This is a genomic window from Brachybacterium saurashtrense (assembly GCF_003355475.1).
Taxonomy (GTDB): Bacteria; Actinomycetota; Actinomycetes; order Actinomycetales; family Dermabacteraceae; genus Brachybacterium; species Brachybacterium saurashtrense.
On the sequence record NZ_CP031356.1, the window covers coordinates 3388127 to 3407819 of the forward strand.

Sequence of the window (19693 nt, forward strand, 5' to 3'; positions counted from 1 at the left end):
GACGACTATGGGTTGTCGTCCTGCGACACAGACGCACCTCAGAAGGGATCCCCCACGGATGACCTCCCGGATCACGGCCCCGAGCACCCGGCTCGTCCTCGTCGGCGGCGGCCCCCGCGCGATCGGCGTGCTCGAGCGGCTCGCCGCGAGCGCCGCGCAGCCCCCGCAGGCCGCCCGCCTCCAGCGCACCCCGCTGCACGTGGACGTGATCGACCCGCACATGCCCGGCGCCGGCCGCATCTGGCGGGCCGAGGAGAGCCCGCTGCTGCTGATGAACTCCCGCGCCGCGGACGTCTCCATCCACACCGACCCCACCGTCGAGATCGAGGGCCCCGTGCGCGCCGGCCCCTCGCTCGCCGAATGGGCCGAGGGGATCCGGCGCGGCACCATCGAGGCCCCCACCTCCGGCACCGCCCGCCTCGCCGAGATCGAGGCGCTGCAGCCCGAGCACTTCGCCAGCCGCCGCGTGCAGGCCCTCTACCTCGAGTGGTTCTTCGGCCAGGTGCTCGCCGCCCTGCCCACCGCCGTCACCGTCACCGTGCACCGCACCACCGCCACCGCCGTGCGCCGCGCGGGGGAGGGGTGGAGCGTCGAGCTCGAGGACCGCGACGCCCTGTCCGCGGACCTGCTGCTGCTGGCCGCCGGCCACACCGATGCCCGCCCCTCCGCCGCCCGCCACCGGCTGGCGGCCTTCGCCCGGCGGCACGGCGGCACCTACCTCGCCCCCGCCCAGGCCTCCGACGTGCCGCTCGCGCAGCTCGCGCCCGGGCAGGACGTGATCGTGCGCGGGATGGGGCTCGCCTTCGTGGACCTCATGGCGCTGCTCACCGAGGGCCGCGGCGGCGAGTTCGTCGCCGACCCGCAGCCGGGGGAGCCGGACCGTCTCGCCTACCGCCCCTCGGGCCGCGAGCCGCGCCTGTGGGCGGGATCGCGCCGCGGCGTGCCCTACCACTCCAAGGTGCGCGACGAGGGCGCCGACGCCGGCCTCGGCGAGCTCGCGCACGTCACCCCGGCGGCGCTGGCGGCCCGGGAGGACGCCGACGGCCTGCTCGACTTCCGCTCCGACGTGGTGCCGCTGATCGCCGCCGAGATCCACCGCCAGGTGCCCGGGGCGCCGCTCGCCGCGCCCGGCGAGGAGCCCCTGGCCTGGCTGGACGATCCGCTGGCCTGGCTCGAGGGGGAGGCGCATCCGCAGGTCACCCGCGACGCGGTGGTGCGCCACATCGAGCAGGACCTGCACGCGCGCACCCGGGGGGACGTCACCCCCGCCCGCGCCCTGTTCCAGCTGCTGCTGCGCCTGCACGGCGTGCTCGTGGACCAGCTGCCCGCCACCCGCCTGCGCGGAGGGGCGGGCGGGGCCTACCCCCGCTGGTGGCACTCCCTGTTCAGCTTCGTGGACTCCGGCCCGCCGCCGCACCGCCTGCACCAGATGCTCGCCCTCGAGCGCGCCGGCGTGCTGCGATTCCTGGGCCCGCGCGTGCACGTCACCGCCGAGGAGACCACCGGTCGGTTCACCGCCCGCGGCGCCGCCGGCGTGCAGGTCACCGCCGACGCGCTGGTCGATGCCTTTCTGCCCGAGCCCTCGCTGGCCGAGTCCACCAATCCGCTGCTGCGCAACCTCGTCGCCGGGGGCGAGGACGCCGTGGGCCGGGAGTCCGCCGCGACGCCCGGGGCGCTCGAGGTCGACGCCGGGCACCGGGTGATCGCCCCCGACGGCACGGCGCGGCCGTCCCTGTGGGCGGTGGGTCCCTGGACCTCCGAGCTGCCGATCGGCGCCTTCGCGCGCCCGCACACCAATGCGCCCTGCCACCGCCGCAACGACGCCCTCGCACGCGTGCTGCTGGAGGCGGCGCTGCACCGGGGGGAGGCGCGGCTCTCGCCGGCATCGGGGCACGACGGTGCTGTGACCGCTGCGACCACCGCGACCGCCGCGACTGCCGCGGCCGCCCTGACCGCGGTGACCACGGTGCGGGAGGACGCCGCGGAGCCCGAGCGGGCGACGGACCGCAGCCCGCGCAGCCCGCGGGCGCCGCGGCTGGGCGTGCTCGGGCCGGGGAAGATCGGCCGCGCCCTGGCCCGCACCGCACTGCGCCGCGGTGTCGAGGTGCAGGTCACCGGCCGGGCACCGGCCGCCGCGCTGTCCGCGACGCTGCCGGGCGCCCGGGCCGTCGACCTCGCGGAGCTCACCGCCGCCAGCGACGTCGTCGCCCTCACGGTGCCCCTGCACGTGGCGCTGTCCCTCGACCCGTCGGCCCTGGACGGCGCCGTGGTGATCGATGCGACCAATCCCTGGGGCGAGGCGGACGCCGCGGCGGTCGCCGCCGCCCGCGAGACCCTCGGCGACACGGAGGCGGAGCTCTCCACCAGCGAGCTGCTGGCCGCCCACCTCCCCGGCGCACGGCTGGTCAAGACCCTCAACCACATCGGCTACCACGATGTGGAGGAGCACGGACGCCCCGACGGCGACACCGTGCGGCGGGCGATCGCGCTCGCCGCCGACGACCCGCAGGCGGCCGCCGCCGTCGCACAGCTGCTGCACCGCATCGGCTACGAGCCCGTGCGCGTGGGCACCCTCGCCGAGGGCCGGGAGCTCGAGCCGGGGGCCGGTCTGTTCAGCGGGTGGTGCACCCGGGAGGAGCTGGGCCTGCGCCGCGCCGCGCAGGTGCGCGCGGCCTGAGCGGCGGCGACGACCTCCCCGGCGCGTGCCGGGGGTGGGGATGAACGCCCGACCTCGGGCCTGCGGGGTCTGAGGGGCGTTGCTCGACCGGCGCTCTCGCGTGCGCCATGCGCCCCCGCTGCAGTGCCATCATGTGGCCATGCCCGCCGCTGGACTGGACCGACTGCTGCCTCTGCTCGGCGGGGACACGGTGCTCGGCCTCGGCGAGCCCACCCACGGCAGTGCGAACGCCTTCGCCTGGAAGCTCGAGATCATCCAGGAGCTCGCGCGGCGTGGGCTGCTGGGCGCACTCGCGATCGAGGACTCTCTCGTGGCCGGTCGGCACCTGGACCGGGCACTCCGGCACGGAGGACCGATCGATGACTATCTGGCGGCCGCCAGCTCGCTCTGGCGCACCGCGACGATCAGCGAAGGGCTCGGCCGCCTGGCGGTTCTCGCCTCGACCATCGCGCCGGACCGTCGCCCCCGAGGCCTGGGGATCGACATCTCCGCGCCGTACCGCACCGCCGGCGGCCTGCTCGACCTCGGGCACGACCACCCACTGATCCGCGACGTCGCCGACCGCCGTCCGCTCACCGCCGAGGCGGTCAGCACCCTCGACGCCCTCTGCGCCGCTCTCGAGCACGAGAGCGACACCCGGACGGTCGACCTGGCGAGGAACCTGCATCGACATCTCGACACCTACTGGGCGGCGCCGGACCTCGAGCGCCTGCACCGTCGCGATACGCACATGGCTCACAACCTGCTCGAGACGCTGCCCGAGCGAGGGATCACCGTCGTGTGGGCGCACAACGAGCACATCGCGCGCGTTCCGGACAACTTCGGTGGCCCGAGCATGGGGCGGGTGCTCGCGGACGTGCTCGGCGCTCGATACCTCCCTGTCGGGGTGATGTGCGGTGAGGGGACGGCGCGGGCGGTCGATCCCTCGACAGGGGACACCGGCTACCGCGCCGTCCGGCTGCCGATGCTCCGTCCGGGCACCACCGATGCGACCCTGCACGCCCTCGGCGCCGATTTCGTGACCACGGCAGAGTTCACACATGCAGGGCCGCGACGATTCCTCGGCTGGCAGATCGACACTTCTGTGTTCTCCGATCCGGCGCAGGTGCGCGCGACCTTCGAGGTGCAGCGGCCCAGCAGTGACTTCGACGCTCTCGCGATGCTGCCCGAGTCCACGGCCGACGTCACCGCAGGAGGTGCTTCTCCATCCACTCGCTCGTCTCGGTGGCGGCGCGGGTGACGCCGCAGGCGTCGACGTAGTCGTACGTGGTGGTCTGCAGTTCGCCCGTCGGCCGATAGCCCAGTCGCTCGTAGAGGCGTCGGGCCGCGGGGTTGTCCAGCCCGACGTTCAGCCGCAGTCTGTCGGCGGGCCGTGCTCGGCGCTCCGCCTCCGCCATCAGCGCGGTGCCGACCCCGTGCCCCCGGCGACTCTCCAGCACGCCGACGTTGCAGACCTCGGGAACGTCGGCGTGGACCAGCTGCGCGACGCCGACCGCGGAGGGCCGGGTCGTCGAGGGGGTGCCGTGCCGGGCGTCGACGGGGCGGTCGCGTGCGAGTGCGACCAGCAGGGTGCTGCGCCCCGTCATCATGCTCGTGCGCCAGGCAGGGAGGGCCGCGGCCCAGGTGGGGGAGGCCCTGGTCAGCAGCGCTGCGGTGTCTTCGTCGAGCGGGACGATGCGGAGTTCGGTCACGAGTGGACGGTACTCCGCTGCCGGGCCGCTCGGAGTTCGACCGTTCCGAGCAACGTGACCCAGTGCCCCCGGGGCGACGTCGCTACCATGGCCCCATGGCATCGCGATGGGGGAACGACGATCACGGGCCGGGTGGGGACCCGAGCTGGCTGGGCGGCACGGACCGCGGCGGCGGTGACTCTTCCGCGCGTTCGACGTCCTCGTCCGATTTCTCCTCCGACTTCTCGACGCAGCCGTCCTCGGACTTCGCCTCCGACGGCGCGCCGTCAGCGCCGCAGGGCCGCTCCGCGAGGCCGCTGGATGCCGAGGGCATGGCGCCCGAGTTCAGCCGGGAGACGATGAGCGACTCCGACGGTCGGGGTTCCTCCTCTGCCGACGAGGACGGCATCAAGGGGCCGCTCCTGCAGATCGTGAAGCTGGCGGTTCCGGTGCTCGTGATGCTCGTCGTCATCGGGATGATCTTCCGGGACGGATTCGGCGGGGGCTTCCCCTGGTTCTTCCTGTTCTTCATCATCCCGATGATCCTGCGGCCGCTGCGCATCCTGCTGAGGAACCTCGGGCGCTGAACCGCGGCGCGCGCGGGGCCCGTCGGCCGCCGGATCGTCAGGCGAGCCGGTAGGCGGTCCCGTCGGCAGTGCGGGCCAGCACCCCGGCATCGACGGCATCCCGCCGCACCAGCGCGACGTCCGCGGCGAACATCGCGATCGCCGCGTTCAGCTCCGCCTCGGTGAGCACACGCTCCCGGCCCACCCTCTCGAAGACGATCCGCGCGATCCGTCCGCTGACCTCGCGTGACTCCTCGGTCTTCACCGGGATCCCGTCCAGCCGGCCCACCTCGAGGATCGCCTCCGAGGAGCGCATCAGCGTGAGCGCGTCGGTGACCTCCTGCAGCGCCGGGAGGTCCACCTCACCGTCCGCCCCCAGCCAGTCCAGGCGCGACAGCGGCCCCGCCACGTCCGGCGACTGCGCACCGCCCGTCCCGAGGAGACGCGCCCCGAGCCCCTCGCGGAGCTTCGGGACCGAGAGCATCGCGAACAGCATCCGAGCACGGCCCAGGGGCGTGCTCAGATCGCGGGGCGTGGACATGGAGGACCTGCTTCCGTCGTCGAGGGGGAGTGCCCAGGATGGCACGCGGCGCGTCGGACCACAGGGCGCCACGGACTGCAGGGCGCGACGGACCGCACGGCGTGGCCACAGGTCCCGGCCCGACGTTCCGCATATGCCGCTGACCGTGGCAGGGCCGTCGACGATCTGGTCAACCCCTCTGGAACGGAACATCGACGACGTCGACGATGACGGCAGGTTGATCGACGAGAAGTACCACCATTCTGGTACTTCTCGTCGATCAACAGGGGCGGGCGGTGCCCCTCAGCGCTTCCGCGCCCGCATCAGGTGCCGCGTGGAGTGGGCGACGAACGCGCCGTCGCGGCGGATGATCCGGTCTACCTCGAGCAGCTGCGCCCGGTGGGTCTCGACCGAGAAGCCCGGCACCCACCACGGGCACTTGCGCAGGATCCAGGTGACGGCGCCGATGTCGAAGAACTCCATCCGCAGCCTCGCCTCCCGCAGCTCGAGGATCTCCAGCCCTGCCGCCTCCGCCGCCGCGGCCTCGTCGGCCGGGTGGCGGCCGCGGCGCTGCGCGGCCGTGGTCGGCCCGTGCACCGCCTCGATCAGCGCGAACGCGGAGGAGGGGCCCACGTGCTGGGCGAGGTACTGCCCGCCCGGGGCGAGCACCCGCGCGATCTGGGGGAAGTCCGGGGCGACCGGGTGGCGGGAGGTGACCAGGTCCGCCGCAGCGTCCGCGAGCGGGAGCGGGGCACCCGGCGCGGTGTCGTGCACGGTGACCCCGCGGGGGCCGAGCAGTTCCCGGGCGCGCCGCACGTTCGGCGGCCACCCCTCGGTGACGTGCTGGTCCCGCGCCAGGCGCGGGCACCCGCCCAGCACCTCCCCGCCGCCGGTGTCCAGGTCGAGCGCGACCTCGGCGCCGGCCACCGCCTCGGCGAGCAGGCCGGCGTAGCCCCATCCCGGACGCTCCTCGGTGGCGCGGCCCTCGAGCCAGTCGAAGCCCCAGCCGTCCACGTCGGCGACCGCGGCCTCGGCGATCAGCGCCTCGGCCGGGCGGTCCCGGTCCGCCCGCTGCAGGCGCACGCGCAGCGCCTCCCGCTCCTGGTGCGGCCACGGCCCCGACTCCGCGAGGGGGATCTCCGTGAGGTGCCGGCGCTGCTCCGGCGGGAGCGTGGTGACGAAGCGTGCCGGGGCCTCGTGCGCCATCTCGTACAGGGCTGGGCCGTCGGCGTAGAACGGATCGGTCAGGACGAGCTCCCCGTCGCCCCGGCGCCGCACGTTCGAGGGGTTGGTGTCCAGCGGCCCGCACCAGGGCAGCTCCGCGCGGGCCGCGGCGTGGATCCGGTGGACGGCGGCGGAGAGCGCGTCGAGCTCTCCCACCCCGCGGGCCACCTGCTCCAGGAACCTCGCCGCCTCCGCCCCGCCGACGGGATGCAGGAACTCCATGATCTGCAGATCCGCACCGCCGGCGAGCCGACGATGCAGGTCCAGGCGGGGTACGGCCCCGCTCGCGGCCGCCTCCTCGTAGAGCCGCGCGGTGTACGGGCCCACGGGGTCGAAGGGACTGATCCGCGCCGCGAGCGCGCCGTCCGGGGAGGCGAGGGCGACGGCCCAGTCCCCGGCGCCGGCATCGGACCAGCCCGCGGCGCGCAGCAGCTGCTCGACCTCGGTGTACGTGGCGGTGGGGGCGAGCCGTGCGACGGCGGCCGGCAGGGCGGCGGTGCTCATGGCGAGACGGTACCTGCCCGACCCGCCCCTCACCGCGCCCGTGCCGGCGCCTGTCACGTCCGGCTGCCGTGCCGCGTCGAGGAGGCAGGAGCCGCAGGCATGACGGCCGGCGGCGCGCAGGGAAGGATGGGCCCATGGAGTCCCCGCATTCGCAGTCCCCGTCGGCGCCGCCCGCGTCGCGGGACGCGCTCGCCGGCCGCCTCGAGGAAGAGCGGCCCCGCCTGCTCGCCCTCGCCACCAGGATCCTGGGCGACCCCGACGAGGCGCAGGACATCGTCCAGCAGGCCTGGCTGCGGCTGGACTCCACCGCCCAGGAGGTGGAGAACCTCCCCGCCTGGCTCACCACCGTCACCACCCGGCTGTGCCTTGACCGGCTGCGCCGGCGCGTGCCCGAGCCCGAGCCCGAGGAGGAGAGCGTCGCGGACGCGGCCGAGCCGGACCCGGCAGAGCAGCTCGCCCTCGCCGAGACGGTGGGCGTGGCCCTGCAGGCGGTGCTGGACCGCCTCACCCCGAACGAACGGGTCGCCTTCGTGATGCACGACAGCTTCGGGTTCGAGTTCGCCACCATCGCCGCGGCGCTGGGCACCAGCGTGCAGAACGCGCGCAAGCTCGCCTCCCGCGCCCGGGCGAAGGTCTCCCAGCCCCGCCCCGAGGATCCGCTGGCGGACTGGGAGGTGGTGGACGCCTTCATGGCCGCGTCGCGCGGCGGCGACCTCACCCGCCTGCTGGCCCTGCTCACGCCGGACGCCGTGGTGCGGGCGGACGCCGCCGCGATCGCGGCCGGCACCCCCGAGGCGCTCGACGGCCGCACCGACATCGCCGCGTTCTTCGACGGCGCGGCCCATGCGGCGCTCGCCGTGAGCGTGGACGGACGCCCGGGCGCGGCCTGGTTCCATCGCGGGCAGGCGCGGGTGCTGTTCGACGTCACCGTGGCGGGCGGACGGGTGGCGAGCATCGTGTTCCGCGCCGATCCCGCCGTCCTCGACCGGGTGGTGCGGCGCGACGGGCCCTCCCCGCGCTGAGACCGGCCGGTGCGGCGCCCGGACCGCGCCGCATCGGACCCGCGCCGCTGTCACACTCCCGCGCCGCCGGGCGTCGAGAGGGTGACCGCAGCAGTTCCCGCGACACCGATGGCACCGACCAGAAGGACGATCCGATGAAGACCATGACCTGCCGCCAGCTGGGCGGCCCCTGCGAGCTCGGCCACCGCGGCGCCACCGCCGACGAGGTGATCCAGGCCCAGGACGGGCACCTCAAGGAGGCCGTCAAGGCCGGGGACGAGACCCACCGCGAGGCCCGCCAGGAGATGAAGTTCCGGTGGCTGCACCCCAAGCAGTCGCTGGGCTGGTACCACGACACGAAGGCCGCCTTCGCCGCCCTGCCGGAGGACTGACGGAGCGCCCCGAGAGCGGTGCTCAGGCGGCGGAGACGTTCACCTGCCACATCACCCCGAAGCGATCGGTGACCTGGCCGTAGTGATCGCCCCAGGGCGCCTGCTCGAAGGGCATCCCGCGGGTGCCGCCGTCGGCCTCGATCCGCTCGATCAGCGTCCGCGCCGCCTCGACGGACTCCGGCATCACCAGCAGCGAGTACGCCGAATCGGACAGCGGCCGCGGCGCCCCGCCGAGGTCGTCGCCGCCGGCGAGGGTGACCAGGCCGCCATGCAGCTGGGCGTGGGCCACCACTCCAGGCGGCGGCGTGAAGGGCAGGCCCTCCATCCCGTCGTAGGTCATGAGGTCGAGCGTGCCGCCGAACACGTCCCGGTAGTACTCGAGCGCCTCGCGGGCGTTGCCGGGGAATGCGATGTAGGGGGTGGAGCTGAACATGCCGTCTCCTCGAGGGGTGGGGCCCCGGGGCGAGGCCGCTGTGACCACCATCCTGGCACCGGGGTGCGACCCGCGGAACCCCTGCCGTGCCCGCTGGTCCGGCCCCGCTCCCGCGGGCGCCGCACTGGCCTGGACGGCGCCCTGACCGGCACCCTCTAGAGTTGAGCACGCCATGAGCACTCACACCGACACCCCCGCCCAGCGGTCCGTCCCCTTCCACCGTCTCGCGACGGTGCGACCCGCCTGGGCGAGGTGGCACACGCCGCTGCTGACCCTCGGCGCGGCGTTCCTCGCCTACCTCGTGCTGATCTCCGTGGTGCTGGTGCTGGCGATCCTGGTGCTGGCTCTCGTGCCCGGTGAGAACGTCACCCTCGGTGTGGCCAGCGGCGACCCGACCAGCCCTCTCGACGTCACGCTGGCGCTCGCGATGGGGGCGGCATGGGTGCCCGCCGGGATGATCGGGGTGCGTTTCGGCGGGTGGCGTCCGCTGGGCACGATCTGGTCCGTCGCGGCGCGCGTGCGGAGAGAGCTGCTGGGCCCCTACGGGGCCTGGGGCGCCGCGATGGGCGCAGCGGTGGTCGCGGTCGCCGCGGTCGCCGGGGCGCTCGCGGGGACAGGCGGCGGCTCCGCCGCTGCGGGGGCCTCGGTGCCGCAGCTGCTGCTGGTCACGGTGGTGGTGCTGGTCCTCGCCCCGCTGCAGGCGATCGGTCTGGAGATGACCCTGCGCGGCGCGGTGATGCAGGCCGTCGGCACCTGGCTGCGCTCCCCCGTGCCGGCGTTCCTCGCCGCCACCGCGGTGGTGCTGATCGGTCGTGAGCTCACCGCCGCCGTGGTGGTGCCGGCCCTCGCTCTCGCCCTCACCGCCGCGGTGCTGGCCTGGAAGACCGGTGGCCTGGAGCTGCCGATCGTGCTGAGCGCGACCGTCATGATCGCCTCCCACCTGGTCTCCGCCGTCGGCGCCGGGACCGGGGCCGGCGCGGGGGCCGCCGCGCTGAACGCCGCGGCCGCCGCCCCCGGCACCTCCTCGGCCGCGCTCACCGAGACCGCCGCACAGGCCGGGGGCGCCGCGCTCGCCGGTGGGGTCGGCGCGGCGGTGGCGCTGCTGGTGCTGGCCGGAGCGAGCCTTCTGTGGATCAGCTCCCGGGAGGGCATCGGGCTGCTGCAGCCCGTCTCTCGCGGCACGGACCAGCCGGCCCCGGAGCCCGTCCCGTTCTGACGGCCTCCGAGGCGGGGCCTCCTCAGCTGCGGATCGCGTCGATCACCCGGATGCGGGTGGCGATCAGCGCGGGCAGGGCGCCCGCGAGCACGCCCACTGCGGTCGCCGCGGCGAGGCCCGTGATCACCGCGCCCACCGGGAACGGTGGCAGGTCCACCAGGCCGGCCCGGGTGAAGACGTCGGTCACGAACGGTGCCTTCACCAGCGCCACCGCCGCCGCCACGCCGACCGCTCCGGCGATCACCGTGGCGACCACGGACTCCATCAGCACTCCGACGAAGATCCGCCCGCCGGTGGCGCCGTAGGAGCGGCGGATCCCGATCTCCCGCACCCGGTAGCGCACCGTCACCAGGGAGATGTTCACCAGGCCCATCGCGCCCAGCAGCAGGATCACCACGGCCACCCCCGCGATCGCGTAGCCGAACATCGAGAACACCTGCATCTGCTCCATGCCGAACGAGGTCGGGTGCACCTCGAAGGATCCGGCCGCCGTGTCCGAGAGCCGCTGGGCGAGGTGCTGGCGCACCTCCTCGCCCTGCTCGGGCGGGACCCAGGCGAGGTACTGCGATGTCGTCGACACGCTCGGATCGACCCCCGGCACCGCGGCGATCCCGCCCACGGCGAGGTACGCCTGCGGGGCCCAGTCCGTGGAGGGATCCGCGACCATCACGCCCACCACGGTCGCGATCTCCTTCTCGCGGGTGCCGCTCTGGCCGTACAGCGTGATGGTCTCGGTGCCGAGGTCGGGGCGGCCCAGCTGCTCGTACAGCGGCTGGTTCACCACGAGCGCGGGTGCCAGGCGTCGGTGATCGGAGTCCGCGAGCCAGCGCCCCTCGGCGATCTGGACGCGGTACATCGCCCCGTAGGCGGGATCCACCCCGGTCAGCTCGGTGCTCACCACGCCCTGCGGGGTCTGGATGCGGGTGCTCACGTAGGCCTGGCGGCTGCGCTGGGTGATGCCGAGTCGGTCCAGCTGCTCGAGCACGATCGCGTCCTGCTCCGCAGGGGTGACCTCCTTCGCCGAGCCCGAGGACTGCTCGACGATGTTGCCCTCCGCATCGATGCTGTAGTCCATGCCGCCGAGCGGCTGGATGGACAGCAGGGTGTCCCGCCCGCTGCTCTTCTCCATGGACTGCTGCAGCGCGCCGCCGAGCATCCCGCCCGCACCCATCACGACGGTCAGCGCGAACACGGAGAACGCGACCCCGATCAGGGACAGCAGGATGCGGCCCTTGTGCACCCGCAGCTCGCCGTAGGCCTCGACGATCGAGGCGAGGAATCCGGTCATGCCTGGGTCTCCTGGAGGGGTGCGGTCCGTGCGGCGTCGGCCGGCGGGGAGGTGCGGGCCGACGGGGCGGTGCCGGCCGGTGGAGCGGCGACGGCCTCGCGGCCGGCGCGAAGGCCGACGGTCGCCGAGAGCGCCTCGCGCGCGTGATCGCTGCGGACGTCGTGGAGGGTTCCCTCGTCGAGCAGGAAGGAGCGCCGGGAGAGCGCGGCGACCTGGAGGTCGTGGGTGATGGTCACCAGTGCCGCCTCCGACTCGCGGGCGATCTCGTCCAGCAGCGCCATCACGGCCTCGCCGGTGGTGACGTCGAGGGCGCCGGTGGGCTCGTCCGCCAGGATCAGTCGCGGCCTGCGCACCAGGGCGCGGGCCACCGCCACGCGCTGCTGCTCGCCGCCCGAGAGACGGGAGGGCAGCTGCTGGGCCCGATCTGCCAGGCCCACCCGTTCGAGCATCTCCAGGGCGAGCTTCTCGCGCCGCCAGAACTGCCCGGCGCTGCCGTACATCAGCGGCATCATCACGTTCTCGAGCGCAGTGCGCCCGTCGAGCAGGTTGAACTGCTGGAACACGAAGCCGATCGAGGCGCCGCGCAGGCGGGCACGCCGTCGGTCGCCCAGGCGGGAGACGTCCAGCCCGTCGAACAGCAGCTCGCCGCCGGTCTGGTGGTCGATCAGGCCCAGCAGGTTCAGCAGCGTGGTCTTGCCGGAGCCGGAGCGCCCGACGATCGCGACATGGTCGCCGGACTCGACGCTCAGGTCGATGCCGCGCAGGATGTGCAGCTCCTCCCGGCTGGGCAGGCGCACGGAGCGGCGCAGGTCGCGCAGCTCGAGCAGGGGCGCGTTCACCAGGTGTCCACGCCGTGCAGGTCGTGCTCGCCGTCGACGCCGGGAGCGAACTGGAGGATCTCCTGGCCCTCTTCGAGCCCTCCGGTGATCTCCACGGTGCCCTCGCCGCGCATGCCGAGGGTGACCGAGAGCGGCATCGGCTCTCCGGTCTCCTCGTCGATCGCGTAGACGGTGCCGGAAGCGCCCTCGCCCTCCACGGCGGTGGTGGGCACGGTGAGCACGCCGGTGCGGGAGCCGAGATCCACGGTCACCTCGACGCCGAGCCCCGGGACCACGCGCTCCTCGGCGGGCACGGGGCAGGTCAGCTGCGCGGCGGAGACCGCACCCCCGGAGGAGAGCGGCTCACCGGTGAAGGGGTCGATCTCGCCCTGCGGGGCCTTGGGCCGCTCCACCTCGGCGTCCTCGGTGATGGCGGGGGCGCCGCAGGTGACGGGGTCCTGGGAGGCGGGCAGCGCGGCGGTGGCCGTCAGGTCGACGTCCAGCAGGGACAGCTGCTGCTCGGGGGTGAGGTCCGCGACGATCGAGTTGGTGCCGGGGGAGATCGTGGCGACGGCATCGCCCGTGGCGAGACCGTCCCACTCGGCGACCTCCATCCCGCTGAGGGTCCCGGTCGCGGTGGCCACGAGGTTCAGGTACCGGTACTCGGCGGCGGGTGCCTGCGGCGCCGCGGCCGCCGCGGTCTCGTCCCCCTCGATCGGCTCCTCCGGCATCTCGAGGACCTCGGGCTCGACCACCTGGCGCACCTGCAGGATGCGCTGTCCCTTCTCGACGTGATCGCCGTTGTGCAGCCAGATCCGGTTGATCTCTCCGTCGGCCGTGGCCTTCAGGGGGGTGCCGGCATCGGGCTGGACCATCGCCGCCAGCACCAGCTCGGAGGAGAGATCGCCGGTCTCGACGGGGACCACGGCGTACTGGTCGAACTCGGCGGTGGGGGACTGCGGATCCTCCTGCGCCGCATCCGCGCCGGAGGGGAAGAAGGCCATCTTCACCAGTGCCAGGGCGATGAGGCCGAGGATCAGCATCCAGATCACGGGGAAGACGTAGCGGCGCAGGGCGTCCATGGGCGCCTTTCGATCGGGTCGACGACGGTGCCGACGGGGACGGGGGAAGCAGGGCCGTGCCCGCCTCGGAGGAGGGCGCGCGCGGGGAGGGCGACGGCGGTCGCGAGCTGTCCAGTGTGTCCCGACGGAGCGCCGTGACCACCGACTTCGGTGGAGATCCTGCGCAGAGGGATGGTCCCGTGGTCTGATGCGGGCGTACCGTCGGACCATGACCGACGATGCCGCCAGTCCCGCCGTGCCCGACCCGCTCCTGCTGCTCCCGCTGCGCCAGAGGATCCTCGAGCGCGACCTCGGCGTGCGGGCGCTCCACCTGCACCGCGCCGGCCACGAGGAGCTCAGCCACCGCTTCGGCGAGGACACGGTCGAGAACGTCTACTCCGTCTCCAAGACGGTCACCGCGCTCGCCGTGGGCATCGCCGCCCAGGAGGGGCTGCTCGACCCCGAGGACCTGCTCGTCGACCACCTCCCGGCACCCGGCGGCGGCTACGGCCGCGGCGTGGACCAGGTGCGGCTGCGGCACCTGCTCACCATGACCTCCACCTCCCCGGTGCTGGGCTTCGCCGACGGCGAGCGCGAGCACGAGGACCTCACCGCGCTGCTGCTGCGCACCGACCTCGCCGCCGCGCCGGGGGAGAGGTGGGAGTACTCCAACGGCTCGATCTTCCTGCTCTCCCGCGTGATCGGCGAGCGCACCGGCACGACGATGCGGGACTGGCTGATGCCGCGTCTGTTCGAGCCGCTGGGGATCCTCAACCCGCAGTGGCACACCACGCGCGACGGGCACACCTGGGGCGCGACCGGGCTGCACCTGAAGAGCGGCCAGCTCGCACGGATCGGTCGCCTGCTGCTGCAGCGGGGCGCGCACGACGGGACCCAGCTCGTGCCCGCCGCCTGGGTCGACGCCCTGCACGCCCCGGACAGCTGGGTCGCCACCGGCGAGCCGGAGCCGGAGGGCGCCCGCTACGGCCTCGGGGTGTGGGACTGCACCCCCGAGGGCATCTGGCGGGCCGACGGCGCGCTCGGCCAGCTGCTCGTCGTCATGCCCGCGCAGCAGGCCGTCCTCACCGTCACCTCCCGACTCGAGGGCCGCGGTGCGGCGGAGATCCTCCGCGCCGTGTGGGAGGAGCTGCTGCCGCTGCTGTGACGGCGGCGCGGGGCGGGCGAGGGCCGTCTGCGCGCGCCGGTCCGACGGGGCGGGCGGGCCTGCCGGCCGGGTAGCGTGGGCGCATGGACTGGACCGCGCTGCTCAACCTCGCCCTCGTGGTGCTCTTCGTGCTGATCGGCGGCGTCTTCGCCGGCACCGAGATGGCGATCGTGAACCTGCGCGAGTCGCAGATCCGCCAGCTCGAGGAGAACGGGGCGCGCGGCGAGCGCACCGCGAAGCTGGTGCGGGACCCGAACCTGTTCCTCTCCGCGGTGCAGATCGGGGTCACCGTCGCCGGGTTCTTCTCCTCCGCCTACGGCGCCTCCACGATCGCCCCCTCCTTGGTGCCCGTGCTCGAGGGCGCGGGAGTGCCCTCCGCGACCGCGGGCACCGTGGCGCTGATCGGGATGACGCTGGTGATCGCCTACCTGTCGCTGGTGTTCGGCGAGCTGGTGCCCAAGCGCCTGGCGATGCAGAACGCGTTGGGCATGACCAAGATCGTCGGCCCGCCGCTGAGCGTGTTCGGGCGGATGATGCGCCCGGTGATCTGGCTGCTGTCGGTCTCCACCAACATCGTGGTGCGCCTGCTGGGCGGGGACCCGCACGCGGACCGCGAGGCGGTCTCCGCCGAGGAGATCAAGTCGATGGTGCGCAACTCCGACGCCCTGGACCAGGCCGAGTCGCGGGTGCTGGCCGACGTGTTCGACGCCTCCGAGCGCACCGTGGTGGAGGTGATGCAGCCCCGCCACCAGGTGCACTTCCTCGACGGCCGCGGCACCGTCGACGAGATCCGCGAGGAGATCCGCGACTCCGGGTTCTCCCGCTACCCGGTCACCGGCGAGGACGTCGACGACGTGCTCGGCTTCGTGCACGTGCGCGACATGCTGCTGGTGGACGATCCGGCCACCACCCGGATGTCGGAGCTGGTGCGCCCCATCGAGCACATCCCCGGCACCGTCGAGGTGCTGGGGGCGCTGAACCGGATGCGCGCCCACGCCCAGCAGATCGCCGTGGTGGTGGACGAGTACGGCGGCACCGACGGCATCATCACCCTCGAGGACCTCCTCGAGGAGCTGGTGGGCGAGATCTACGACGAGTTCGACCAGGAGTCCTGGCCCGCCCCTGGCGGGCTGGACCGGATCGTCGCGGCCGACGGCACCTTCGAGGGTGGGCTGATCCTGCAGGAGTTCGAGGCCGCCACCGAGATCCCGCTGCCGGACACCGGCGGCTACGAGACGGTGGGCGGCTTCCTCATGGCGCAGCTGGGCCGGATCCCTGAGGCGGGGGACGTCGTGCCCGTGGAGGGCGGGACGCTGCAGGTGGTGGAGGTGGACGAACGGCGCGTGCAGACGGTGCGGCTGATCCGCGATCTGCCCGGCGACCCGGCGGGCGCCGCGCCCGCCGCGGGGCAGGCGCCCGCCCCCGCCGCGGCAGCTCGCGAGGCGGACGACTGACCTCCCGCCCCGAGTGGCTGTGGGCGGGATCAGTTCTCCGGCCAGGTCTCCGCGCTGGGGCCGGTGAGGCTGCCGGTGCCGAGGTTCGGGTCGATGGTGAGCGGGGAGAGTGTCCCGCCCTCCGGGAAGTCGCCTCCCGGGATGATCGTGAACGTCCCGGACAGTTGGATCGAGTCGTCCTCGGGCCTGACGCTCGGATCCAGCGGCCAGGAGAACTGGCCGATCGTGGGCTCGAAGGTGTCGTACGGGGTCTCCGCCCGGAGAGTGAAGCCCTGCGCGCTCGAGGAGGCGATCTTCCACGGCGTGTTGTTCTGCGCCACGGATGACCGCGTGTAGGGGAAGGGGAAGTTCAGGAAGTCGACGTCCGGGTTGTCGCCCGTGTAGGTGCAGGTGATCTCGACGATCGAGCCTGCTGCGACGATCGGCTGCCCCTGCCCGGGACGCGGGGAGACGCGCACGCCGTTCGAACGGACCTCGCCCGATGCCCCGTCCCCGATGACCTCGGCGGCGGTGATGTAGAAATCGAAGGTCTCGCGCAGGGGGTCGGAGAGGGCGAGCGCGGGGGCGGCGACGGCGACCGCGACGACGGGCGCGGACCAGCTGGCGGCGCGCAGGACGGTGCGCCGGGAGGGACGGCGGGACATGTCCATGAGGAACTCCAGGGGTCTTCGGCGCGGCGGTCACGCGGTGGAAGGCCGTGCGGACGGAGTTCGGACCAATGGCGCGGTGGGCGGAACCGCCACCGTATACCGAGTGGTCAGCGCGAATCGGTGCAACGGGTGATTCCGTGGTCGAGGCCACGGTGCGGCGGGAGCTGTGGCCTCGGGCGGTGTCACGGTCGGAGCGACAGCGCGCTCCGTTCCCTTCCCGCCACGCGGGTCGGGGCATAGCGTGAGAGGACGGCGGCGCTCCCTCTGCGCCGCGCCAGTTCGACGCCCCCGTCGCCAGGAGGACCACCATGGCCCGCAGCACCTTCGCCCAGCTCCTCGTCACCCAGCTCCGCGACCTGGGGGTGGAGCGCATCTACGGGGTGGTGGGTGACTCCCTGAACCCGGTGGTGGACGCGGTGCGCACCACCGAGGGCATCGAGTGGGTGGACGTGCGCAACGAGGAGGCCGGTGCCTTCGCCGCCGGCGCCGAGGCCCGGCTCACCGGGAGGCTCGCGGTGTGCGCCGGCTCCTGCGGGCCCGGCAACACGCACCTGATCCAGGGCCTGTACGACGCCCACCGGGACGGCGCCCCCGTGCTCGCGATCGCCTCCCACATCCCTTCGGGGAACATCGGCACCGGCTTCTTCCAGGAGACCCATCCGGAGCGGCTGTTCCAGGAGTGTTCCCACTTCTGCGAGGTCGTCAACTCCGGCTCCCACGGCGCGACGATGCTCCACATCGCGATCCAGACCGCGCTCGCGCAGCGGGGCGTCTCCGTGATGGTGCTGCCCGGCGACGTGGCGGACGAGGAGGTGGACGGGCCCCTCACCCGTGATCTCGCCACCGAGTTCGGCGCGGTCCAGCCCGCCGCGGGGCCGGTGGGCCGCCTCGCCGAGCTGATCGACGAGGCCGACACGGTGATGCTGTTCGCCGGCGCCGGGGCGCGCGACGCCCGCGAGGAGGTGCTCGCACTGGCCGAGCGGGTGAAGGCCCCGATCGGCCACGCCTTCGGCGGCAAGGAGGTGATGCAGTACGAGAACCCCTTCGACGTGGGGATGAGCGGGCTGCTCGGCTACGGCGCCTGCTACGACGCGATGCACGAGGCGGAGCTGGTGATCCTGCTGGGCACCGACTTCCCCTACACCGAGTTCCTCCCCGGCGGGGAGGGCGGGCGCGGCCCGCGGATCGTGCAGATCGACGCCGATGCCTCCCGGCTGGGGCGCCGCGTGGGCCTCGACCTCGCCGTGCACGGCGACGTGGCGCTCACCCTCCAGGCCGTGCTGCCGCTGCTCACGGGGACGAAGAGCCACCGGTTCCTGCACCGCCAGCTCAAGGCGCATCACAAGGCGCTCACCGGGGTGGTCGCCGCGTACACGAAGAAGGTGGAGCGGATGACGCCCATCCACCCCGAGTTCGTCGCCGCCACCCTCGACGACCTCGCCGACGAGGACGCCGTGTTCACGGTGGACACCGGCATGTGCAACGTGTGGGGCGCCCGCTACATCACCCCCAACGGGGCGCGCCGCCTGTTCGGCTCCTGGCACCACGGCACGATGGCCAACGCCCTCCCGCAGGCGATCGGCGCCTCGATGGCCTTCCCGGACCGGCAGGTGATCTCGATGAGCGGCGACGGGGGGCTGGGCATGCTGATGGGGGAGCTGCTCACCGTGAAGCGCCACGACCTGAACACCAAGATCCTCGTGTTCAACAACTCCAGCCTCGGCATGGTCAAGCTCGAGATGCTGGTGGAGGGCCTGCCCGATCACGGCACCGACCACGAGCAGGTGGACTACGCGACGATCGCGCGCGCGGTGGGCCTCGGTGCGGTGCGGATCACCGACCCGAAGAAGCTCCCCACGCAGCTCGCCGAGGCGCTCGCGACCCCGGGGCCGATGCTGATCGACGTGGTCACCGATCCGGACGCGCTCTCGATGCCGCCGAAGATCTCCGCCCAGCAGATCCGCGGCTTCGCCACCGCCTCGACGAAGATCGTGCTGGGCGGCGGCGTGGGCAGGATGCTCGACATGGCCGCGGCCAACCTGCGCAACATGCCGCGCTGAACCCCGCCGGGCGCGGTCCGTCCCGTCGGGGCGAGACACCTGCTCAGGAGCGGCCCCGACTGACATACTGGCCGCATGCGGGGAATCATCCTGGCCGGTGGCACCGGGTCGCGGCTCCATCCACTGACGATCGGCGTCTCCAAGCAGCTGATGCCCGTCTACGACAAGCCGATGATCTACTACCCCCTGAGCACGCTCATGCTCGCGGGCATCCGCGACATCCTGATCATCACCACGCCGCAGGACCGTGCCGCCTTCGAGCGGGTGCTCGGCGACGGCGACCGCTTCGGCGTGAACCTGCAGTACACGGTCCAGCCCTCGCCGGACGGCCTCGCGCAGGCCTTCACGCTCGGCGAGGAGTTCCTGGGCGGCGGCCGGGCCGCGCTGGTGCTGGGGGACAACCTCTTCCACGGGCAGGGCATGGGCACCCAGCTGCGCCGCTACTCCGAGGTGGAGGGCGCGGCCGTGTTCGGCTACTGGGTGAAGGATCCCACCGCCTACGGCGTGGTGGAGGTGGGTGCCGATGGCCGCGCCGTCTCCCTCGAGGAGAAGCCCGCCGCGCCCCGCTCGAACCTCGCCGTGCCGGGCCTGTACTTCTACGACGAGACCGTGGTGGAGCGGGCGAAGGCGCTCACGCCCTCGGCGCGCGGCGAGCTCGAGATCACGGACCTGAACCGCGGGTATCTCGAGGACGGCGCCCTGCACGTGGAGGTGCTCACCCGTGGCACCGCCTGGCTGGACACCGGCACCTTCGACGATCTCGCCGCCGCCGGGGACTTCATCCGCACCGTGCAGCTGCGGCAGGGCCTCTCGATCGGCGCGCCCGAGGAGGTGGCCTGGCGCATGGGCTACCTCAGCGACGAGCAGCTGCGCGAACGCGCCGAGCCGCTGGTGAGATCCGGCTACGGCCGCTACCTGTTGGACGTGCTGGAGCGCGAGAGCGCCGACCGGCCCGTCCGCCCCTGACCCCGTTCCCCGAGCCCGGAGGTTCGTC

18 protein-coding genes are annotated in these 19693 nt (G+C 73.7%); 10 read left to right on the plus strand and 8 right to left on the minus strand.

The window, feature by feature from the left end; translation table 11 throughout:
* The first annotated feature begins 58 nt into the window (after positions 1–58).
* Positions 59–2677 carry an FAD/NAD(P)-binding protein gene (locus DWV08_RS15235; protein ID WP_115414580.1) on the plus strand — a complete coding sequence of 873 codons (2619 nt, stop codon included), beginning with the start codon at positions 59–61 and terminating at the stop codon, positions 2675–2677.
* A 139-nt stretch (positions 2678–2816) separates the two neighbouring features.
* Positions 2817–3917, plus strand: a complete 1101-nt coding sequence (locus DWV08_RS15240) for an erythromycin esterase family protein (protein ID WP_115414581.1) — start codon at positions 2817–2819, stop codon at positions 3915–3917.
* Here DWV08_RS15240 and DWV08_RS15245 read toward each other — a convergent pair.
* Positions 3862–4368, minus strand: coding sequence for a GNAT family N-acetyltransferase (locus DWV08_RS15245; RefSeq protein ID WP_241237337.1), 507 nt, complete (start codon positions 4366–4368; stop codon positions 3862–3864). The two genes, DWV08_RS15240 and DWV08_RS15245, sit on opposite strands and share 56 nt — an antisense overlap.
* 95 nt (positions 4369–4463) lie before the next feature.
* On the opposite strand from DWV08_RS15245, the gene DWV08_RS16845 reads away from it, so the two are divergent.
* Entirely contained in the window at positions 4464–4934 is a 471-nt protein-coding gene (locus tag DWV08_RS16845; protein ID WP_127097500.1) for a hypothetical protein, read from the plus strand.
* A 37-nt stretch (positions 4935–4971) separates the two neighbouring features.
* Here DWV08_RS16845 and DWV08_RS15255 read toward each other — a convergent pair whose 3' ends face one another.
* Together DWV08_RS15255 and DWV08_RS17375 are read right to left on the minus strand one after the other, a co-directional pair.
* Positions 4972–5454 carry a DUF2087 domain-containing protein gene (locus tag DWV08_RS15255; protein WP_115414583.1) on the minus strand — a complete coding sequence of 161 codons (483 nt, stop codon included), beginning with the start codon at positions 5452–5454 and terminating at the stop codon, positions 4972–4974.
* A 282-nt stretch (positions 5455–5736) separates the two neighbouring features.
* Positions 5737–7161 (minus strand): hypothetical protein, encoded by a 1425-nt coding sequence (locus tag DWV08_RS17375; protein WP_338142900.1) that lies wholly within the window; start codon positions 7159–7161, stop codon positions 5737–5739.
* 134 nt (positions 7162–7295) lie between these two features.
* Between DWV08_RS17375 and DWV08_RS15265 the strand changes: the two genes are divergently transcribed.
* Together DWV08_RS15265 and DWV08_RS15270 are read left to right on the plus strand one after the other, a co-directional pair.
* Positions 7296–8183: a sigma-70 family RNA polymerase sigma factor gene (locus DWV08_RS15265; protein WP_115414584.1), complete on the plus strand. Its 888-nt coding sequence runs from the start codon at positions 7296–7298 to the stop codon at positions 8181–8183.
* Positions 8184–8317: 134 nt separating this feature from the next.
* Positions 8318–8554, plus strand: coding sequence for a hypothetical protein (locus tag DWV08_RS15270; RefSeq protein ID WP_115414585.1), 237 nt, complete (start codon positions 8318–8320; stop codon positions 8552–8554).
* A gap of 22 nt (positions 8555–8576) precedes the next feature.
* Here DWV08_RS15270 and DWV08_RS15275 read toward each other — a convergent pair whose 3' ends face one another.
* Positions 8577–8987 carry a VOC family protein gene (locus tag DWV08_RS15275; RefSeq protein WP_115414586.1) on the minus strand — a complete coding sequence of 137 codons (411 nt, stop codon included), beginning with the start codon at positions 8985–8987 and terminating at the stop codon, positions 8577–8579.
* Between the two features lie 172 nt (positions 8988–9159).
* Between DWV08_RS15275 and DWV08_RS15280 the strand changes: the two genes are divergently transcribed.
* Positions 9160–10203 (plus strand): CAAX protease, encoded by a 1044-nt coding sequence (locus tag DWV08_RS15280; protein WP_115414587.1) that lies wholly within the window; start codon positions 9160–9162, stop codon positions 10201–10203.
* Between the two features lie 22 nt (positions 10204–10225).
* Here DWV08_RS15280 and DWV08_RS15285 read toward each other — a convergent pair whose 3' ends face one another.
* Genes DWV08_RS15285 through DWV08_RS15295 form a run of 3 tightly spaced genes read right to left on the minus strand, consistent with a single transcriptional unit; the run spans position 10226 to position 13391 of the window.
* The gene (locus DWV08_RS15285) at positions 10226–11491 is read right to left on the minus strand and encodes an ABC transporter permease (protein ID WP_115414588.1); all 1266 of its coding nucleotides are present in this window, start codon (positions 11489–11491) and stop codon (positions 10226–10228) included.
* Entirely contained in the window at positions 11488–12330 is an 843-nt protein-coding gene (locus DWV08_RS15290) for an ABC transporter ATP-binding protein (RefSeq protein WP_338142901.1), read from the minus strand. The genes DWV08_RS15285 and DWV08_RS15290 overlap by 4 nt, the downstream gene beginning before the upstream one ends.
* Positions 12327–13391: an efflux RND transporter periplasmic adaptor subunit gene (locus DWV08_RS15295; RefSeq protein WP_115414590.1), complete on the minus strand. Its 1065-nt coding sequence runs from the start codon at positions 13389–13391 to the stop codon at positions 12327–12329. Before DWV08_RS15295 ends, DWV08_RS15290 begins: the two co-directional genes overlap by 4 nt.
* A 208-nt stretch (positions 13392–13599) precedes the next feature.
* On the opposite strand from DWV08_RS15295, the gene DWV08_RS15300 reads away from it, so the two are divergent.
* Together DWV08_RS15300 and DWV08_RS15305 are read left to right on the plus strand one after the other, a co-directional pair.
* Entirely contained in the window at positions 13600–14535 is a 936-nt protein-coding gene (locus DWV08_RS15300; protein ID WP_115415063.1) for a serine hydrolase domain-containing protein, read from the plus strand.
* Between the two features lie 83 nt (positions 14536–14618).
* Entirely contained in the window at positions 14619–15989 is a 1371-nt protein-coding gene (locus DWV08_RS15305) for a hemolysin family protein (RefSeq protein ID WP_115414591.1), read from the plus strand.
* 29 nt (positions 15990–16018) lie between these two features.
* On the opposite strand, the gene DWV08_RS15310 is transcribed toward DWV08_RS15305, so the two are convergent.
* Positions 16019–16639: a hypothetical protein gene (locus tag DWV08_RS15310; RefSeq protein WP_115414592.1), complete on the minus strand. Its 621-nt coding sequence runs from the start codon at positions 16637–16639 to the stop codon at positions 16019–16021.
* A 308-nt stretch (positions 16640–16947) separates the two neighbouring features.
* Between DWV08_RS15310 and DWV08_RS15315 the strand changes: the two genes are divergently transcribed.
* Positions 16948–18699: a pyruvate dehydrogenase gene (locus tag DWV08_RS15315; protein ID WP_115414593.1), complete on the plus strand. Its 1752-nt coding sequence runs from the start codon at positions 16948–16950 to the stop codon at positions 18697–18699.
* A 75-nt stretch (positions 18700–18774) separates the two neighbouring features.
* Positions 18775–19665, plus strand: coding sequence for a glucose-1-phosphate thymidylyltransferase RfbA (gene rfbA / locus DWV08_RS15320; RefSeq protein WP_115414594.1), 891 nt, complete (start codon positions 18775–18777; stop codon positions 19663–19665).
* Positions 19666–19693 lie beyond the last annotated feature (28 nt).

What these genes read in the sequence shown, in the direction of transcription:
- DWV08_RS15235 (WP_115414580.1), top strand. Translation starts at nt 59, where the DNA reads ATGACCTCCCGGATCACGGCCCCGAGCACCCGGCTCGTCCTCGTCGGC.
- DWV08_RS15240 (WP_115414581.1), top strand. Translation starts at nt 2,817, where the DNA reads ATGCCCGCCGCTGGACTGGACCGACTGCTGCCTCTGCTCGGCGGGGAC.
- DWV08_RS16845 (WP_127097500.1), top strand. Translation starts at nt 4,464, where the DNA reads ATGGCATCGCGATGGGGGAACGACGATCACGGGCCGGGTGGGGACCCG.
- DWV08_RS15255 (WP_115414583.1), bottom strand. Translation starts at nt 5,454, where the DNA reads ATGTCCACGCCCCGCGATCTGAGCACGCCCCTGGGCCGTGCTCGGATG.
- DWV08_RS17375 (WP_338142900.1), bottom strand. Translation starts at nt 7,161, where the DNA reads ATGAGCACCGCCGCCCTGCCGGCCGCCGTCGCACGGCTCGCCCCCACC.
- DWV08_RS15265 (WP_115414584.1), top strand. Translation starts at nt 7,296, where the DNA reads ATGGAGTCCCCGCATTCGCAGTCCCCGTCGGCGCCGCCCGCGTCGCGG.
- DWV08_RS15270 (WP_115414585.1), top strand. Translation starts at nt 8,318, where the DNA reads ATGAAGACCATGACCTGCCGCCAGCTGGGCGGCCCCTGCGAGCTCGGC.
- DWV08_RS15275 (WP_115414586.1), bottom strand. Translation starts at nt 8,987, where the DNA reads ATGTTCAGCTCCACCCCCTACATCGCATTCCCCGGCAACGCCCGCGAG.
- DWV08_RS15280 (WP_115414587.1), top strand. Translation starts at nt 9,160, where the DNA reads ATGAGCACTCACACCGACACCCCCGCCCAGCGGTCCGTCCCCTTCCAC.
- DWV08_RS15285 (WP_115414588.1), bottom strand. Translation starts at nt 11,491, where the DNA reads ATGACCGGATTCCTCGCCTCGATCGTCGAGGCCTACGGCGAGCTGCGG.
- DWV08_RS15295 (WP_115414590.1), bottom strand. Translation starts at nt 13,391, where the DNA reads ATGGACGCCCTGCGCCGCTACGTCTTCCCCGTGATCTGGATGCTGATC.
- DWV08_RS15300 (WP_115415063.1), top strand. Translation starts at nt 13,600, where the DNA reads ATGACCGACGATGCCGCCAGTCCCGCCGTGCCCGACCCGCTCCTGCTG.
- DWV08_RS15305 (WP_115414591.1), top strand. Translation starts at nt 14,619, where the DNA reads ATGGACTGGACCGCGCTGCTCAACCTCGCCCTCGTGGTGCTCTTCGTG.
- DWV08_RS15310 (WP_115414592.1), bottom strand. Translation starts at nt 16,639, where the DNA reads ATGGACATGTCCCGCCGTCCCTCCCGGCGCACCGTCCTGCGCGCCGCC.
- DWV08_RS15315 (WP_115414593.1), top strand. Translation starts at nt 16,948, where the DNA reads ATGGCCCGCAGCACCTTCGCCCAGCTCCTCGTCACCCAGCTCCGCGAC.
- rfbA (WP_115414594.1), top strand. Translation starts at nt 18,775, where the DNA reads ATGCGGGGAATCATCCTGGCCGGTGGCACCGGGTCGCGGCTCCATCCA.